Genomic DNA, 17112 nt, shown 5'->3' on the forward strand with positions numbered 1-17112 from the left:
GAGGTGTCCCGCGGTCGAGCCCGACTCCAGGCGTGCGTAGGCGGGCGACGACCCGACAGTGGACATATACGTACTGTCGAGCTGCAGGGCTTCTAGCCGATTCCGTTGCGGAGGGCGTCGAACAGCCGGTCGAGCCGAACGCGATGGTCGCCTGCCACGTCCTTCGGTGCATCGCCCGCGGTCATGCGTCGTGCGGTCTCGACGAGCACGGCGGTGTAGCCGGCGATGAAGAACGCGGCCAGGAGTGACGCATCGCCCTCGAAGGCCGGGTCGCGGGCGAGCTCTTCCTCGAGCGTCTGCTGGAGCTCGGACGCGATCTCACGCGACCGGGCGATCAGCGCAGGTGAGGCCGCGACGGTCCGGTAGAACGGGACCGATCCGTCCTTGACCCCGGCGAGCGCGTGCTCCTCGTCGAGCAGACGGACGGTTGCCTGCTGCAACGACGCCAGTACGTCGGCGCCTCGGTCGCGCACGGCGGAACGCAGTACCTCGACAGCGTCGTCGGTGCGATCGAGCAGCAGGTCCTCCTTGCGGGGGAAGTGCTTGAAGACGGTCACGCTCGAGACGCCGGCCTCGCGCGCGACCTCGGCGACCGTGACGCCGTCGAACCCGCGTTCGAGGAACAACTGCGTCGCGACGTCCGAGATCCGGGCCCGCGTCTGCGGCCCGCCCCGCGCATCGGTTCTGGGCATCTTCCCTCACTTTCTTGTGTCACTAAGCTTAGTGAGTTAACTTAGTGGCATGACCTCCACACAGACAACCGTCATAGCAGCTCGCCCGCCCCGCTCGCTGCGGGACGCGTGGGTGGCGCTGGCCGGACTGTCGGCGGTGTTCCTGTTCGAGATGCTCGACAACTCGATCCTGAACGTCGCACTGCCCACGATCGGGCGCGAGCTTCACGCCTCGACGACCGCGCTCCAATGGGTGACAGGCGCGTACGCCGTGGTGTTCGGCGGGCTGATGCTGGCGTTCGGGGCGATCGCCGACCGGTTCGGACGGCGGCGGATCATGCTGGCCGGGCTGGTTCTGCTCGGTCTCGCGAGTCTCGCGACGGCGTTCGTGTCCACCGTGGAGCAGCTGATCGCCGTACGGGTCGCGATGGGGGTCGCCGCTGCGATGACGACGCCGGGGTCGCTCGCGCTGTCGTTCCGGCTGTTCTCGGACGACGACCTGCGGGTTAGGGCGACCACGCTGATCTCGACTGTCGGACTCGTCGGGTTGGCGGTCGGTCCGACAGCGGGTGGCTTCGTGCTCGCGATCGCGCCGTGGCAGGTCCTGCTGCTGGTGAACGTGCCCATCGCCGTACTCGCTCTTGTCGGTGTGCGCCTCGGCATCGCGGCGGACGTCCCCGCCGAGCTGCACCGGGATCCGATCGACGTCGCCGGTGCGGTGCTCGGTACGGCGGCGATCGTGCTCGCGCTGGTCGCGCCGACGCTGTTCGTGAACCAGGGCGCTGGGTCGTGGGCCGCGTGGGCGACTACGGCTGCAGCAGTTGTGGCTCTGGCGCTCTTCTATCTGCGCGAGCGCTCGGCGACGTATCCGCTGCTCGATCCCAAACTCGTTGCCCATCCCCTGGTTTCCAGCGGCCTCGCATTCAAGGCCGCTGCGGGTCTGGCGACCGCCGGGCTCGGCTACCTCGTGACGCTACAACTGCAGCTCGACTGGGGCTGGTCTCCGGCACTAGCCGCGATCGGCATGCTCCCGCAGGTGGTCGTCCTCGTCGCGGGCGGCGCGCTGATCGGCCCATTCGTACGCCGGGTCGGCCTTGGTCGGGCCGCGTGGATCAGCGCTGCAGCGGTCGTCTTCGGGCTCGCGGTCTATGGGTCGCTGAGCAGGTTCGGCTATGTGTGGGTGGCTGTGGCCCTCGTGCTCGTCGCCGCCGGGATGCGCGTAGTCGGGGTCGTTGCCGGAGTCAACGTACTCCGAGGCCTACCCGAGAACCGCACCACAATCGGCGCCGCCCTCACCGACACCGCCACAGAGGTAACGTCCGCCGCCGGCATAGCCATCACCGGCACCCTCCTGGCCCTGATCTTCACCGGCCCCATCACCACCCCCAACTGGACCGCCCACCAAACCACCCAGTTCCACCACGCAACAACCACCGCCGCCCTGACCCTCACCACGATCGCCGCAACACTAGTTGCCTACGGCATCATCCGCACCCGAGGCACGAAGGCGGACTGACCTCACAAATGAACAACCCCGCCTGGTGAGGCAGGCGGGGTTGTGTCTCTTTGTGTGGTGGGCTCAGAACTCCGAGCCGGCCGGGAGGTCGGGAGTGGACGGGTCGTCGGGGTCGGACGGGCCGGCGGCCAGGCCGAGCTCGGCGACGCTGGCCAGGGCCGCGTGGTTCGGGACGACGCGGACCGTGTAGCCGAACGGGCCCGTGCGGTCCAGCTTCAGCTCGCCTTCGTAGCGGTGGCGGTTGCCTTCGTACGTCTCGGCCAGCGACAGCGACGCACGGACCGGGTCCGTGATCTCGTCGTTGGCGTCGACGCGACCGTGCAGGACCTCGACACAGATGTCATCCGGAGCGAGATCGCCGAGCGCCGCGAACGCGCGGATCCCAACGGTCGTCCCCAGCTGCGGCACGTCGCCGAGACCCTGCAGCTCCACGTGGTCGACGCGGATCTGCGGCCAGGCCGCGACCACCTTCTGCTTCCACGCAGCCAGCTCGCGCGCACCGTCGTACGTCGAGTTCAGCGAACGCGACGACTTCGCGGCCGGCACGTACAGCTGCTCGACGTAGTCCCGCACCATCCGGGTGGCGAGCACCTTCGGGCCGAGGTCCTTGATCGTGTTCCGCAGGTTCTGGATCCACCGGGCCGGCACGGCGCCGTCGTAGAAGCGCGGCGCGACCTGCTTCTCGATCAGGTCGTACAGCGCGTGTGCCTCGAGGTCGTCACGCCGGTCGGTGTCCTCGACTCCGTCCGCGGACGGGATCGACCAGCCGAACTCGTCGTCGTACCACTCGTCCCACCAGCCGTCGCGGATGGACAGGTTGAGCGCGCCGTTCAGCGCCGCCTTCATGCCGGACGTGCCGCTCGCCTCGTACGGGCGGAGCGGGTTGTTCAGCCAGACGTCGCAACCCGGGTACATCGGCTGCGCCAGCGCGATGTCGTAGTCCGGCACGAACACGATCCGGTGCCGCACGTCCGGGTCGTCTGCGAACCGGACGACCTCCTGGATCAGCTTCTTGCCGCCCTCGTCGTGCGGATGCGACTTGCCCGCGATGACGATCTGGATCGGCCGCTGCGGATGCAGCAGTAGCGCCTTCAGCCGCTCCGGGTCGCGCAGCATCAACGTGAGTCGCTTGTACGACGGAACCCGCCGCGCGAAGCCGATCGTCAGGACGTCCGGGTCGAGGATCGAGTCGACCCAGCCGAGCTCGGCCTCGCTCGCGCCGCGGTTGATCCACGACTGCCGGACCCGCGCCCGGGTGTCGTCGATGAACCGCTGCCGCAGCAGCCGCTTCGTCTCCCAGATCTGCTGGTCGGTGGTCTTGTCGAGGCCCTCGAAGATGTCCTCGTCGGCCGTGTAGTTCGCGTACGTGAGGTCGTGGATCTCGCGCGCCACCCAGGTCGGCGCGTGCACGCCGTTGGTGATCGAGGTGATCGGCACGTCGGTGGAGTCGAAGCTCGGCCACAGCCCGGAGAACATCCCGCGGCTGACGACGCCGTGCAGCTTCGACACACCGTTGGCCCGCTGCGCCAGCCGCAGACCCATGATCGCCATGTTGAACAGCGCCGGGTCGCCGCCCTCGAAGTCCTCGGCGCCGAGGGAGAGGATGCGGTCGATCGGCACCTCGGGACCGAACACGTCGGCCGAGAAGTGCTGCTGGATCAGCTCGACCGGGAACCGGTCGATACCGGCCGGGACCGGGGTGTGCGTGGTGAACACGGTGCCGCCGCGGTTGACCTCGAGCGCGGTGTCGAAGTCGAGGTCCTTCTCGGCGGCCAGCTCGCGGATCCGCTCGACACCGAGGAAGCCGGCGTGACCCTCGTTGGTGTGGAACACCTCGGGCGCCGCGTGACCGGTGATCCGGCAGTACGTGCGGACGGCGCGGACACCGCCGACGCCGAGCAGCAGCTCCTGGAGCAGCCGGTGCTCGGTGGTACCGCCGTACAGCCGGTCGGTCACCTCACGCTCGGAGGGCTCGTTCTCCTCGATGTCGGAGTCGAGCATCAGCAACGGAACACGGCCGACCTGGGCGACCCAGATCTGCGCGTGCAGCTGCCGGTTGCCCGGCAAGGTCAGCGTCACGGTCGCGGGTGCGTCACCATCCCGCAGCAGGCTGATCGGCAGCCCGTCCGGGTCCACCAGGGGGTAACGCTCCTGCTGCCAGCCCTCGCGGTTCAGCGACTGCGTGAAGTACCCGTGCCGGTACAGCAGGCCGACGCCGATCAGCGGTACGCCGAGGTCGCTCGCCGCCTTCAGGTGGTCACCGGCAAGGATGCCCAGACCACCGGAGTACTGCGGGAGGACGTGGGTGATGCCGAACTCCGGGGAGAAGTAGGCCACCGCGTTCAGCGGCGATCCGGCGCTCTGGAACCACCGGTCTTCGGTCACATAGCTGTCGAGGTCGGCTACTGCCAGTTCCAGCCGGCGCAGGAAAGCGTGGTCGTTGGCCAGCTCGTCGAGCCGGGCCGCCGGTACCTCGCCGAGCAGCTTGACCGGGTCACCGCCGGTGGTCCGCCACAACTGCGGGTCGACGGCCTCGAAGACGTCCTGCGTCTCCGGGTGCCAGGCCCAGCGGAGGTTGTTCACCAGGGTGCCCAGACCGGTCAGCGGCGCAGGCAGGACAGGGCGGACGGAAAATCGTCGTATCGCTCGCACCGGGACACCGTACCGGGCCGGGGTTCGCAAAACACCTTCGGCATGCATCGATCTTGCAACGCGAGCAAGATTTTGCAGCCCCGTGTGTCACAGACGACTACTGGGAACCGATAACGTCAGTCCTGTAGTTCCGACTTGCTGACATCCGGCCAGACACAGGGAGTTCATCCACGCCATGACTGGGCGCATCCCGATCACCGAGGTCACCCCGACCGTTGACGCCGGAGCGTATCCGGCCAAGGCAGCGGTCGGCGAGACGTTCACCATCGCGGCCACGGTTTTCCGCGAAGGCCACGATGCGGTGAACGCGAACGTCGTACTGACGTCGCCGTCGGGACAGACCAGACGCATGCTGATGAGTCCGGTGGGTCAGGGCTCCGACCGCTGGACCGTCGACGTGACGCTGCAGGAGCAAGGCGCGTGGACGTTCGCCGTCGAAGGCTGGAGCGACCCGTACGGTACGTGGCGGCACAACGCCGAGATCAAGGTGCCGGCCGGCCTCGACGTCGACCTGATGTTCGCCGAGGGCGCCGCGTTCTTCGATCGCGCGGCGGCCGGCGTACCACCGGCAGTGCGTGCCGACCGCGGGACGTTGAGCGATGCCGCGCATGCGTTGGCGAACGGGGCGTTGCCGCCGGAAGCGCGTCTGGCCGCAGGCATCTCGCCGCAGGTCCGCGCCGCCCTGGGTCGGTACCCGGTGCGCGAGCTGATCACGTCGTCGGAGACGTACCCGGTGTGGGTCGACCGGACCCGTGCGCTGTACGGCAGCTGGTACGAGTTCTTCCCGCGCTCCGAGGGCGCGACGTACGACGAAGAGTCGGGTCAATGGGCCTCCGGCACCTTCCGTACGGCGGCGCAGCGGCTCGAGGCCGTCGCGAAGATGGGCTTCGACATCCTCTACGTGCCGCCGATCCACCCGGTCGGCCACTCGTTCCGCAAGGGCCCCAACAACACCCTCGACCCGAAGCCGGGCGACCCGGGTTCACCGTGGGCGATCGGCTCCGAGGACGGCGGCCACGACGCGATCCACCCCGAGCTCGGCACGTTCGAGGACTTCGAGTACTTCGTCGGCCGCGCGCGCGAGGTCGGCCTGGAGGTCGCGATCGACCTTGCCCTGCAGGCGTCGCCGGACCACCCGTGGGTGAAGGACCACCCGAAGTGGTTCACGAAGCGCGCCGACGGTTCGATCGCGTACGCCGAGAACCCGCCGAAGAAGTACCAGGACATCTACCCGATCAACTTCGACGACGACCCCGAAGGCATCTACGCCGAAGTACTGCGGATCGTCCGGCTGTGGATCTCCAAGGGCGTCACGGTGTTCCGCGTCGACAACCCGCACACGAAGCCGGTCAACTTCTGGGAGTACCTGCTCGGCGAGATCCGCAAGACCGATCCCGACGTGGTGTTCCTGTCGGAGGCGTTCACCCGTCGCCCGATGATGCGCGAGCTGGCGAAGGTCGGCTTCCACCAGTCGTACACGTACTTCACGTGGCGCAACGAGAAGTGGGAGCTCGAGGAGTACCTCACCGAGCTCACCAAGGAGAGCGGGCACTACCTGCGCCCGAACTTCTTCGTGAACACGCCGGACATCCTCACGGCCTACCTGCAGTACGGCGGCCCCGGTGCCTTCAAGATCCGCGCCGCGATCGCGTCGACGTCGTCGCCTGCTTGGGGTGTGTACGCCGGATACGAACTGTTCGAGCATGTCGCGCTGCGGCCCGGGTCCGAGGAGTACCTGGACACCGAGAAGTTCCAGCTCCGCCCGCGCGACTGGGCTGCGGCTGAGGCGGAGGGGCGCTCGCTAGCGCCGTACCTCACCCTGCTGAACAACATCCGCCGCCGGCACCCATCACTCCAGCAACTGCGCAACCTGTCACTGCACACCGTCGACGACGAAGCCATCATGTGCTTCTCGAAGCGCTCAACCGCCCCCGACGGCCACACCGACACCGTCATCATCGTGGTCAACACCGACCCGCACTCCGTCCGCGAGTCGATGGTCCACCTCGACATGGCCGCCCTCGGCATGCGCCCCGAAGACACCTTCACCGTCTACGACGAAATCACCGGCGCAACCTGGCGCTGGGGCCAACAGAACTACATAAAACTAGACCCCAACGCCGAACCCGCCCACATCCTCGCCGTACGCCGCGGCCAGGCCTAGCAACCGCGCACCTGCCACCCCTGCCGGGGACTGACGATAGGCAATAGCCCATCTCCAGTCCCCAGAAAGTGTTGCCGACCGCGCGGCTTCGTTCAGAGCGGGACAGTCTCTGGGTACTTCAGGCCTGCGCCGGTGTTTAGGGCTACTACCTGGTCGTCGGCGCGGATCCAGCCGGACTCGCGTAACTCGCGGATGGCGGCGAAGTTGGCTGCGCCCTCTGGGCAGATGAAGGAGCCTTCCAGGCGGGCGGCCTTGTGTTGTTCGGCGAGGATGTCTTCGTCGTCGACGGCGACTGCGCAGCCGTTGGTCTCCGCGATCGCTTGCAGGACTAGGAAATCGCCGAAGGCCTTGGGGACGGTGATGCCGAAGGCAACAGTGCGGGCGTCCGGCCACGGTTCGCTTTCCGGTAGGCCCTTCTCCCACGCGCGGACGATCGGCGCGCAGCCCGTCGACTGTACGGCGACCAGTCGCGGGAGCGGGCCGGAGATCCAGCCGAGGTCGAGGAGCTCGTTGAGCGCCTTCCAGATGCCGATGATGCCGACGCCGCCGCCGGTCGGGTACACGATCACATCCGGCAGCTGCCACTGAAGCTGTTCGGCGATCTCCAGCCCCATCGTCTTCTTGCCCTCGATGCGGTACGGCTCCTTCAGCGTCGACGCATCGAAGTACCCGGGCTGCTCCCGGACGTACGCCGCCGCGTCGCCGATCAGCCCGTCGATCAGCACCAGCTCCGCCCCGACGACCGTCACCTCGCGCCGGCAGATCTCCGGTGCCGCGATCGGCATCGCGATCAGCGCCTCCATCCCGGCGCGAGCGGAGTACGCCGCCCACGCGGACCCGGCGTTCCCGTTCGTCGGCATCGCGATCTTCCGTACGCCGACCTCGTATGCACGCGACACCCCGACGGCCGCGCCCCGCGCCTTGAACGTACCGGTCGGGATCAGCCCCTCGTCCTTCATCAGCAGCCGATCGACCCCGAGCTCAGCGCCGTACCGAGGCAACGGCAGCAGCGGCGTCATCCCCTCCCCCAGCGTCACCACGTTGTCGGGCGATCGCACCGGCAGCAGCTCGTGGTATCGCCACAGGTCCGGCGCGCGATCGGCCAACGCGGCCGGCGTCACCGTGACGGACGGCAGGTCGTACCGCGCGAGCAGCGGCGATCCGCACGGGCAGAGGCCGATGATCTGGTCGGCGTCGTGGGTTGCTCCACAACGAGGGCACTCGAGATGACTCAGCGCAGAGAAGGTCACAACCTCAGAAACTACCGCTCCTGCTCAATGGGTACCTGATCAGACCGAGTCGGACATCCTCAGCCAGGCGGCCATCCGCTCGGCCACCATGATGGTCGGCAGGTTGGTGTTGGCGGCTGGAATCGTCGGCATCACCGATGCATCGGCGACCCGGAGCCCGTCGACGCCGTAGACCCGGCCCCGGGCGTCCACAACCGCGTCCCGGTCGGGGTCGGTGCCCATCCGGCAGGTGCCCACCGGGTGGTGGTAGGAGGCGACGCGGCTGCGAACGGACTCGGCGATCGCGGTGCGGTCGTCGTCCGCGACGGCCGGCCCTGGTGCGATCTCGGCGCCGACGACGAGCGTGGCGAGCGGCTCGCTGCGGGCGATCCGGCGGGCCTCGACGGTGGCGTCGACCATGCGGGCGAGGTCGTCGGGGTGACGAAGGTGTGCCACGTCGATGCGCGGCGGATCGCCGGGGTCAGCGGATCGGAGCCGCACCGCTCCCTCCGATCGCGGGGCCATCAGCCCGGCGACGATTCCGAAGACCGCGCCGGACTCGCTGACCTCACGGTCGACGGGGAACGGTCCGGCCGCGAAGAGGTGGAGGTCCGGCGTTCCACTGGACGTCGGAGACAGCGTGGCGATCGCCTGGAACCGCGGTCCCGCAGCCGGTCTCGTGGGGAGGTCGACGGCAACGATCGGATGGTCGATCAGATGCTCGCCGACAGCAGGCAGATCCGCCACGACGTCGATGTCAAGACGAGACAGGCGAGCTGCGGAGCCAACGCCCGAGCGAGCGAGGATCGCCGGACTGCCGTAGGTGCCGGCCGCCAGTACGACGCGATCCGCCTCGAGCAGTTCGCCCGTTGTGGAGCGCACGCCGACCACGTGGCCGTGCGCGATCTCTATCCGCCCGATCGTCGTGCCGGAACGGATGGCGAGGTTCGGCCGGTGCCGGGCGGCGGCGAGGTAGGTGACGGCAGTGCTCATTCGCAGGCCGTCCCGGACGTTGCGTGGAGTCGGTCCGACGCCGATTGCGCCTGGTCGGTTGTGGTCCTCGACGTACCCGTGCCCGGCCTGAACGGCGGCATCGATAAACGCTCGCTGGATCGGGTTGAGTTCGTCGACCGGATGGCGGCGGATCGGGACCGGACCGTCGGTCCCGTGCCAGTCGTCGGCGAAGTCCAGGTCGGATTCCAGCCGCCGGAAGAACGGCAGGACCTCGTCGAAGCTCCACCCGGGATTGCCCAGAGCCTGCCAATGGTCGTAGTCGGCCGGAGCACCGCGCAGCGCGAAGCAACCGTTGGTGGCTGAACAGCCGCCGATCAGCCGCGCTCGCGGTAGCGGGATGCGCCGGTCCAGCAGGTCAGCCTCGGCGTAGTAGCCCCAGTCGTGCTCCACCGTCGGCGCGGAGGCGTCGGCAACATCGGCCGGCAATTCGTCCAGCGTTGGATAGTCGGGCCCGGACTCGACCAGCAAGACCGAGCACCCCGCGTCCTCACTCAGCCGGGCCGCCAGCACGCACCCTGCGGTGCCGCCCCCCACCACGATCACGTCGGCGCTCATTCGGCCTCCCCCTGACCTCACGATCGCACGATCCTCCGGCAGCAACGAGCCCCGGCTCAGAAACTACCCCGCGCGGAGATCCGTGATCATCGGGCGTTGGTGATCGGTGAGACGGAAGCCGGTGCCGCGGACGGCGTCGATGGTGACTGTCGTGCCGAGTTCGTCGAGTTTGCGGCGCAGGCGCTTGACCACCGAGTGGACATCGGCGGTGCCGCGGACGTTGAGGTCGCGCCAGACGGTCTGGTGCAAGGCGTCGTACGACCAGACGCGGAGCGGCGTGGACATCAGCCGGGTGAGCAGGTCGTGCTCGAGGTCGGTCAGCTGGATCTCTCGATCGCGCCAGCGGGCGACCGAGCGGGCCCGGTCGATGGTGAGTACGTCGGCGCCCGGCTCCTCGCCCGGGGCCCGGACCACGGCGGCTTCGACCGCATCGGGCTCCGGGGGTTCGGGGTGCTCGGGCGCGGCGGGCGGGGGTTGCTGGGCGGGAACCAGCAGCCGGCGCAGCTCCTCGAGGCTGGAGACGAGCAGCAGCGGTGCGACGTCGTCGACAAGCTCAGCCAGCCGGACGCGTTGCTCAGCAGAAGCCGCGACCGCGATCAGCAGCGGGAACGGCTCTTCGTCGGGTCCTGTCGTGGTCAGGTCTATACGGGCGGTGACCATCTGATCACGATGTCAAGCGTTGCCTCAGATCGTCAACGAATTGCCAGCCTTTGCCCAGGTTGCCTCGATTGGCACGACAGCTAGTCACATCTTGCTCACGAGGTGTGCTTGTTACCACGTTGTTCTGACACATAGATTCCACGTCAAGCTTGCGGTGTCACATGCCGCAACCTGGGGGGCACGGAGCGTCTTCACGCCCTCCTGCCGCAATTGCAGCAAATGACTCGGGGGAGTCGAGCTCGGGGTCGTTCAAGTGAGGGGCTGCAGAGATGTCACAACCACGAAAGGGACTCACCAGATCCGTGGTGAGCACCCTGGCGGCGCTGGCCGTCGTAGCGACCGGGATGGCCGCCGCCGGCCAGGCCCAAGCGTCGCCACCGACCAAACCGGAAGCCACGCCATCGCCCGCCGCCAAGATCAAGCCGGAACTCATGGCGAAGCTGGACGGCAAGGACGCCAAGTCCGCGACGGACTACTGGGTCCGTTTCGGCGCGAAGGCCGACCTGACCGCCGCCAGCAAGATCACCAACTGGAACGAGCGCGGCACGGCTGTGGCCGCCGCGCTGAAGAAGTCCGCCGCGGACAGCCAGGCGTCGATCCGCGCCGAACTGGACGCGCAGCACGTGAAGTACCAGGCGTTCTGGGGTACGAACGCGATCCGGATCGAGAGCGGATCGCTCGCGCTGGCCGAGAACCTGGCCGGCCACAACGAGGTCGAGGGCCTGTACGCCCCCGTCCAGATCGAGGTACCCAAGGTCACGCCGGGCCAGCAGGAGAAGGCGATCCAGGCCGTCGAGTGGGGCGTCGCGAACATCAAGGCGAACCAGGTCTGGTCGCAGTACGGCGACAAGGGTGAGGGCATCGTCGTCGCCAGCATCGACACCGGGGTGCAGTACGACCACCCGGCGCTGGTGAACCAGTACCGCGGCAACAACGGCGACGGCACCTTCAACCACAACTACAACTGGTTCGACGCGGCCGGCACCTCGCCGAACGCACCGTCCGACGGCAACGGCCACGGCACCCACACGATGGGCACCATGGTCGGCGACGACGGCGCAGGCAACCAGATCGGTGTCGCCCCGGGCGTGAAGTGGATCGCCGCGAACGGCTGCTGCCCGAGCGACGCCGCGCTGATCTCGTCCGGCCAGTGGATGCTCGAGCCGACCGACCTCGCCGGGCAGAGCCCGGACGCGAGCAAGCGGCCGAACGTCATCAACAACTCGTGGGGCTCGACCCTGCCGTCGAACGACCCGTTCATGGAGGACATCACCCTGGCCTGGACCGCGTCCGGGATCTTCGGTGCGTTCGCCAACGGCAACAGTGGTGAGGGCGGCTGCAACACCTCCGGTTCGCCGGGCAGCCTGACCAGCAACTACTCGGCCGGCGCCTACGACATCAACAACAGCATCGCGTCGTTCTCCGGTCGCGGGGTCGGCCAGGACGGCACCATCAAGCCGAACATCTCGGCTCCCGGTGTCAACGTCCGGTCCAGCCTGCCGGGTAACACCTACGGCGCGTTCAACGGTACGTCGATGGCGACACCACACCTCACGGCCACCGTGGCCCTGCTGTGGTCCGCATCGCCGTCCCTGAAGGGTGACGTGGCGGCCACGCGGGCGCTGCTGAACCAGACCGCGATCGACGCCCCGAACAGCCAGTGCGGTGGCACCGACGCGAACAACAACGTCTTCGGTCAGGGTCGTCTGGACGCGCTCGCGCTCCTGAACGCTGCCCCGATCGGCGACACCGGCACGCTGTCCGGCACGGTCACCGCCGCCACCGGTGGTGCCGCTCTCGCCGGCGCCAGCGTGACGGTGCACCAGGACGGTCAGGCCGACAAGTCGCTGACCACCGGCAGCAACGGCACGTTCTCGTCGGTGCTTCCGGCCGGCGACTACACGCTCACGGTCGCGTCGTTCGGGTACAAGACCCAGACCGCCACGGCCACCATCACCACCGGTCAGACCACCACCAAGAACTTCGCCCTGGAGAGCACTCCGCAGGTGAGTGTCGGTGGCACCGTCACGGACGGCTCCGGCCACGGCTGGCCGCTGTACGCGAAGGTGTCGGTGGAGGGCCCGGGTGGCGTGTTCGACTACACGACCCCGAGCAACGGCCGCTACAGCCTGAAGGTCCCGTCCGGTGCGGCGTACTCGCTCAAGGTCGAGGCGAAGTACCCGGGCTACCAGACCGTCAGCCAGCCGATCACGGTCGGCAGCGGCAACCTGACCAAGAACATCTCGGTTCCGGTCACCGCTGACTCCTGCACCACCGCGCCGGGCTACACGTACGGCTCGGACGGCGTCTACCAGACCTTCGACTCGGGTACGACGCCGAGCGGCTGGAACCTGGTCGACAACAAGGGCAACGGCCAGGTCTGGCAGTTCAACGACCCGGGCAACCGGACCAACCTGTCCGGCGGCAACGGCGGCTTCGCGGTCATCGACAGCGACCACTACGGCCCCGGCGGCTCGCAGGACACCTCACTGGTCAGCCCGGTGGTGGACCTGAGCTCGGTCACCGCTCCGGTGATCCGGTTCAACCAGGACCTCAACTGGCTCGGCGGCGAGAAGGCCGACGTCGACCTGTCGATCGACGGCGGCGCCACCTGGGCCAACGTCGCGTCCCAGGTCGCGGACGCCCGTGGGGTCAAGGAGATCGCGATCCCGCAGGCGGCCGGCAAGTCCGCCGTACAGGTTCGCTTCCACTACTACGACGCGTCGTACGAATGGTGGTGGGAGGTCGACAGCGTGCTGATCGGCAGCCAGATCACCTGTGAGCCGACGGGCGGCGGTCTCGTCGTCGGCAACGTCAAGGACGCCAACACCAGCGGTTTCGTGAACGGCGCGGTCGTCACTCGTGACGGCTCGTCGGAGAGCGCGACCACCGTGGCGACGCCCGAGGACACCGGTCTGAACGACGGCTTCTACTGGCTGTACTCGTCGGTCGACGGCGACCAGAGCTTCACCGCCAAGGCCGGCAACTACGTCAGCTCGACCGCGACCGTTCCGGTCGAGGCCGACTGGACCACCACGGCCGACTACACGCTGAAGGCCGGACAGCTGTCGGTCACGCCGGGCAGCATCACCGGCAACCTGAAGCTGCCGACCGGCACCGTGACCAAGTCGTTCAAGGTCACCAACACCGGCGGTGCGGATGTCGACGTGAAGTTCGGTGAGAAGGACAGCGGCTTCGTCCTGGAGAACGCGAACGGCACCAAGACCACCAAGGCGCAGGTGGAGAGCGGGACCGGCGCACCGCTGCAGCGGATCGCCGTGAACACCTCGTTCGCCCGGATGCTGTCGGGCAAGACCGGTGCCGCGCCGGTCGCCGCGAAGCCGCAGGCGGCTCCGTGGGCCGACATCGCCGACTACCCGGCGACCGTGATGGACAACCGGGTCGTCAACCTCGACGGCAAGGTCTACTCGATCGGCGGCGGCAACGGCAGCGCGTCGACGGCGAACAGCTACGTGTACGACCCGGCCACGATGGCCTGGACCGCGATCGCCCCGCTGCCGGGTGCTCGCAACGCCATCACCGTCGGCGTCGTCGGCGGCAAGATCGTCGCCAGCTCCGGCTGGGCGGACGCCGGCCCGGCGCCGGAGACCTGGTCGTACGACCCGGCCGCCAACGCCTGGTCCGCGCTCGCGGCCAACCCGGCTCCGCGCGCGGCCGCCGGTCAGGCCGTACTCGACGGCAAGCTGTACGCCGTCGGCGGTTGCACCACGTCCGGCTGTCTGCCGATGAGCAACACGGTGGTCCGCTACGACGCGGGCAGCAACGCCTGGGAGACGCTGGCGAACTACCCGCAGTCGGTCGCGTTCGCCTCCTGCGGCGCCATCGACGGCAAGCTGTACTGCGCCGGCGGTAACGACGGCACGAACTCGCTGAAGTCGGCGTACGTCTACGACCCGGGAGCAGACTCCTGGACCGCGATCGCGGACGCTCCGGCCGACCACTGGGCGGCGTCGTACGCCGTCGCCGGTGGCAAGCTGCTCGTCGTCGGCGGTGTCCAGGCCGGTGCGGTGACCAACGCAGGGTTCTCCTACGACCCGGCGTCGGACAGCTGGACCGCGCTGCCGAACGCCAACCTGCCGCGGTACCGCGGTGGTGCGGCGTGTGGCTTCTACAAGATCGGTGGCTCGTCCGGCAGCTTCAACGCCACCGCGGACAGTGAGGCCCTGCCGGGTCTCGAGGACTGCTCCGAGTCGTCGGCGGACGTGAGCTGGATGTCGCTCGACCAGACCGAGGCCACCCTGGCCCCGGGACAGTCGACGACCGTCAAGGTCACGCTCACCGCGAACGTCGACCAGCCCGGTGCCTACAGCGGCGCCGTGACGATCGGCGAGAACACCCCGTACAACGTCGCAGCGGTCGGCGTGACGATGAACGTCACCCCGCCGAACACCTGGAGCAAGCTGCTCGGCACCGTCACGGGCGTCAGCTCGTCCGGCGCCACCGCCGCCCTCCCGGGTGCGATCGTCGAGGTGGACTCGTGGGCGCAGTCGTACACCTTCATCACCGACAAGGACGGCCAGTACGCCTACTGGCTCGACCGTCGCAACAACCCGCTCACCCTGATCGCCGCCAAGGACGGCTACAAGCCACAAACCCGCACCACGAAGTTGGTAGCCGGCACGCCGGTCACCGAGAACTTCGCACTGAAGTCGATCAAGTAGTAGTCAGGCAGTAAAAGACTCGGCCCCCGGACCGCACTGGTCCGGGGGCCGAGCTCTGTTCTACGCAGTTGGCAGGAGGTGGAAGCCGACGCCGCGGACAGCGTGGATGGTGACGGTGGCGCCGAGGTTTGTGAGCTTCTGGCGCAAGCGTTTGACGACCGAGTGGATGTGCGAGCCGTGGCCGAGGTGCTCGTTGCCCCAGACGGCGTGGTGCAGACGCTGGTACGTCCAGACCCGGCCGGGCTCCGTCACGAGGCAGTGCAGGAAGTCGTGCTCCAGCCGGGTCAACGGCATCTCGCGGTCCTTCCAGCGGACCACGCGGCGGTCGACGTCCAGGCGCAGTTCGGCGACGGGCTCCGGTACCGCTCTGATCGGCTTGGCGACCGGCGCCACGACCTGTGCCACGACCGGAGCCATCACCGTCGAGCTCGGCGCGATGGTTACTCCGGTGAGCTCCAGGAACGCGCGGGCCTGATCCGCGCTCGACACCAGGAGCAGTGCGTCGGCTTCGCCGAGCAGGCGAGCCAGGTGTACACGTTCGGCCGTGGACGCGGCCACGCCGATGATCAATGACGAATCGGACGACCTCTCCAGCGACTCCATCGACACCACAGCACGCCCCTCCCAGTCGAACTGGCCCGCCACAAGTACGGTTTACGGCGCGAACTAAGTCAAGGGATTCCTTGCGCAGCGAGCTGGCACATATGCGTCCTGTCCGAGACAGGACAGCTTCTGCAGAAGGAAAATCTGCGACGCTCCCCCGTGGAGTGTGCAGAGCTGGGGCGATGCGGAGTAGTCTCCTCGCGCACGGCCACTCTGACCGCATCCACGGAGGAACAGTGCCCGGTCTGGTTCGGCGGCCGCTCATCATCTGGTTGCTCGCGGCCCTCGCAGTACCTGTACTGCTGACGGCTGTGCTGATTCCCGCCAAGGCCGGCACCACCGAGGACGATCTGCGCGACCGTACGGTGGCCGCGTTGAAGGCCCGCGGGATCGAGAACGCGTCAGTCGATTTCGACGGCCGGGACGCGAAGATCGTCGTATCCGGTGACGCGGATCCAGCGCAGGTTCAGGCGATCGCCGTCGGGGTCGAAGGGGTTCGCTCGGTACGGATCGAGGGCGGGTCCACGCCGACGCCTACTCCGACTTCTACCAGTGCGCCGGCCGAGGAGTCCGGCGTACCGGCGTTCGAAGTCGGGCGGACGGATCGGTCGATCCGGGTGCAGGCGCCGGTGCAGAGCCAAGCGGTCAAGGACGCGATCTCCGCCGAGGTTGAGCAGCTGCTCGGCCCGGACCGTCAGTACGACGACCGTACGACGATCGACCCGGCCAATGGGCTCGCCGATGCCGCGCCGCTCTCCGCGCTGCTGCGGGCGCTCGCGATCGGGACGGGCGACGCCTCGGTCCGGTACGACGGGGACACCGTCACGCTGTCGGGTGAGGTGCCGGACCAGGCGACCAAGGCGACCGTCGGACGGGCCGCTGCGAAGGCGGTGCCCGGTGCGGTTCTCGCCGATCAGCTGCAGCTGCCGGCACCGCCGAAGACCGCGCTGACCGAGCCGTGCCGCACGTTCCAGACCCGGCTGGCCGAGTTCAGCCGGCAGTACAAGATCAACTTCCTGTCCGGTACGTCGATCGTGAACGACGCGTCGAAGCCGTCGGTCGTGCGGGCTGCCGCAGTACTGAAGACGTGTACGACGGTGCGGGTCGAGGTGGCCGGTCACACCGACGACCTGGGTTCGCCGGCGACCAGCCTGCCGTTGTCCGAGCGTCGCGCCGCCGCGGTGAAGGCGGAGCTGGTGCGGCTCGGGGTGAACGCGGATCGCATCCTCGCGCACGGGTACGGGCAGGCCTTCCCGATCGCTTCCAACGCCACCGGCGCCGGGCGGATCGCGAACCGCCGGGCCGAGCTCCGAGTAGTGCAGGGGAACTGAATGAGTTGGCTGATCGCCGAGACCTGGATCCTGCT

The 17112-nt window shown here is 68.3% G+C and carries 10 protein-coding genes; 4 read left to right on the forward strand and 6 right to left on the reverse strand.

All coding sequences use genetic code 11. The features are described 5' to 3' along the window. Positions 1 to 92: 92 nt before the first annotated feature. Positions 93 to 692, reverse strand: coding sequence for a TetR/AcrR family transcriptional regulator (locus ACQPYH_RS31415; RefSeq protein WP_432878661.1), 600 nt, complete (start codon positions 690 to 692; stop codon positions 93 to 95). 49 nt (positions 693 to 741) lie between these two features. On the opposite strand from ACQPYH_RS31415, the gene ACQPYH_RS31420 reads away from it, so the two are divergent. Next, positions 742 to 2187, forward strand: a complete 1446-nt coding sequence (locus ACQPYH_RS31420) for an MFS transporter (protein ID WP_432878663.1) — start codon at positions 742 to 744, stop codon at positions 2185 to 2187. Between the two features lie 63 nt (positions 2188 to 2250). Here the strand turns inward: ACQPYH_RS31420 and glgP are convergent, their stop codons facing one another. Continuing rightward, positions 2251 to 4839, reverse strand: coding sequence for an alpha-glucan family phosphorylase (gene glgP, locus ACQPYH_RS31425; RefSeq protein ID WP_432878666.1), 2589 nt, complete (start codon positions 4837 to 4839; stop codon positions 2251 to 2253). A 175-nt stretch (positions 4840 to 5014) separates the two neighbouring features. On the opposite strand from glgP, the gene ACQPYH_RS31430 reads away from it, so the two are divergent. Further along, a complete protein-coding gene (locus tag ACQPYH_RS31430) occupies positions 5015 to 7003 on the forward strand; it encodes an alpha-1,4-glucan--maltose-1-phosphate maltosyltransferase (RefSeq protein WP_432878668.1) in 1989 nt (662 codons plus the stop codon). Positions 7004 to 7095: 92 nt separating this feature from the next. On the opposite strand, the gene ACQPYH_RS31435 is transcribed toward ACQPYH_RS31430, so the two are convergent. From ACQPYH_RS31435 to ACQPYH_RS31445, 3 genes are all read right to left on the reverse strand, one after another. After that, positions 7096 to 8253 (reverse strand): threonine synthase, encoded by a 1158-nt coding sequence (locus ACQPYH_RS31435; RefSeq protein ID WP_432878671.1) that lies wholly within the window; start codon positions 8251 to 8253, stop codon positions 7096 to 7098. A 39-nt stretch (positions 8254 to 8292) separates the two neighbouring features. Further along, complete coding sequence (locus tag ACQPYH_RS31440; RefSeq protein WP_432878674.1) at positions 8293 to 9801, reverse strand: GMC family oxidoreductase; 1509 nt, start codon at positions 9799 to 9801, stop codon at positions 8293 to 8295. A gap of 63 nt (positions 9802 to 9864) precedes the next feature. After that, on the reverse strand, positions 9865 to 10461 hold the full coding sequence (locus tag ACQPYH_RS31445; protein ID WP_432878676.1) for a winged helix-turn-helix domain-containing protein: 597 nt from the start codon (positions 10459 to 10461) through the stop codon (positions 9865 to 9867). Positions 10462 to 10763: 302 nt separating this feature from the next. On the opposite strand from ACQPYH_RS31445, the gene ACQPYH_RS31450 reads away from it, so the two are divergent. Next, positions 10764 to 15143 (forward strand): S8 family serine peptidase, encoded by a 4380-nt coding sequence (locus ACQPYH_RS31450; RefSeq protein ID WP_432878679.1) that lies wholly within the window; start codon positions 10764 to 10766, stop codon positions 15141 to 15143. Between the two features lie 60 nt (positions 15144 to 15203). Here ACQPYH_RS31450 and ACQPYH_RS31455 read toward each other — a convergent pair whose 3' ends face one another. Continuing rightward, complete coding sequence (locus ACQPYH_RS31455; protein WP_432878682.1) at positions 15204 to 15788, reverse strand: winged helix-turn-helix domain-containing protein; 585 nt, start codon at positions 15786 to 15788, stop codon at positions 15204 to 15206. A 194-nt stretch (positions 15789 to 15982) separates the two neighbouring features. Between ACQPYH_RS31455 and arfA the strand changes: the two genes are divergently transcribed. Next, the gene (gene arfA / locus ACQPYH_RS31460; protein ID WP_432878684.1) at positions 15983 to 17077 is read left to right on the forward strand and encodes a channel-forming protein ArfA/OmpATb; all 1095 of its coding nucleotides are present in this window, start codon (positions 15983 to 15985) and stop codon (positions 17075 to 17077) included. The last annotated feature ends 35 nt before the right edge of the window (positions 17078 to 17112 follow it).

The sequence above is a fragment of the Kribbella sp. CA-245084 genome (genome assembly GCF_050942355.1).
Classification (GTDB): domain Bacteria; phylum Actinomycetota; class Actinomycetes; order Propionibacteriales; family Kribbellaceae; genus Kribbella.

Coding starts and splice junctions, on each gene's coding strand:
- ACQPYH_RS31415 (WP_432878661.1), bottom strand. CDS start 692: ATGCCCAGAACCGATGCGCGGGGCGGGCCGCAGACGCGGGCCCGGATC.
- ACQPYH_RS31420 (WP_432878663.1), top strand. CDS start 742: ATGACCTCCACACAGACAACCGTCATAGCAGCTCGCCCGCCCCGCTCG.
- ACQPYH_RS31430 (WP_432878668.1), top strand. CDS start 5,015: ATGACTGGGCGCATCCCGATCACCGAGGTCACCCCGACCGTTGACGCC.
- ACQPYH_RS31440 (WP_432878674.1), bottom strand. CDS start 9,801: ATGAGCGCCGACGTGATCGTGGTGGGGGGCGGCACCGCAGGGTGCGTG.
- ACQPYH_RS31445 (WP_432878676.1), bottom strand. CDS start 10,461: ATGGTCACCGCCCGTATAGACCTGACCACGACAGGACCCGACGAAGAG.